Here is a 672-nt window from a genome sequence, read left to right on the forward strand (position 1 = left end):
TGATCGAGGAACAGCGTTGTGGCACAGAGTGCAGTTTACTGGGTAACCGTCACAATACTCAAAGTGTTCCGCCATACTTTCCAATAGCATGTCTTCGTCACAAAAAGTACAGTTCACAGGGCGCAGGTTACATTCTTCTTCATGATCAATAATATCTTTTCTCTGCACTGTTTTTGAGCAGTGGCGGCACGAAATTGGTTGGTAGGGGCACTCAGAGAAATGAGAAGAAAATTCCTTGTGACTGTTGGCTATAAAGCCGCATTGATAATGGCATGGCATGTTACTTGTTGTGGTGGCTGCAGGTGCCGTCAGACCTGATTCAGGGGTTTCTTTTAAGGCGGCATCGAGAACCAGGGGGTAGAGTCTGATCAGGCGATCAGCAAGCTCTTTTATTTTACCTCGAGTTTGTCGCCGATTGGCTGCCATTTCCAGGCATTCATCTTTAAGCTTTTTGGATTCTGCCACTGTTTCAAAATCTGCCTCAAGGTTTCCTTCCCTGTAAGGGCGCTTTTTGCATTGCTGCTTATGGGGAGTGAGCTCCCGGCGAGACAGGGTTTCACCACAGCCATAATCGCAATTTACACGTTCGTCAGTGCAAGATAACCTGTGATCGTCGAGGTTATTGTACCCCCTGACCACTTACATTGCTCACTCAGACAGCGAAAGTTTGTA

General features: G+C 46.9%; 1 protein-coding gene. It reads right to left on the bottom strand.

The annotated features are described in order from the left end of the window. A partial coding sequence (locus tag E1189_RS00750) for a zf-TRAF domain-containing protein (protein WP_155158221.1) occupies window positions 1–465 on the bottom strand: 465 nt, incomplete at its 3' end. Between the last annotated feature and the right edge of the window lie 207 nt (window positions 466–672).

The organism is Parendozoicomonas verongulae (assembly GCF_009711465.1).
Lineage (GTDB): Bacteria > Pseudomonadota > Gammaproteobacteria > Pseudomonadales > Endozoicomonadaceae > Sansalvadorimonas > Sansalvadorimonas verongulae.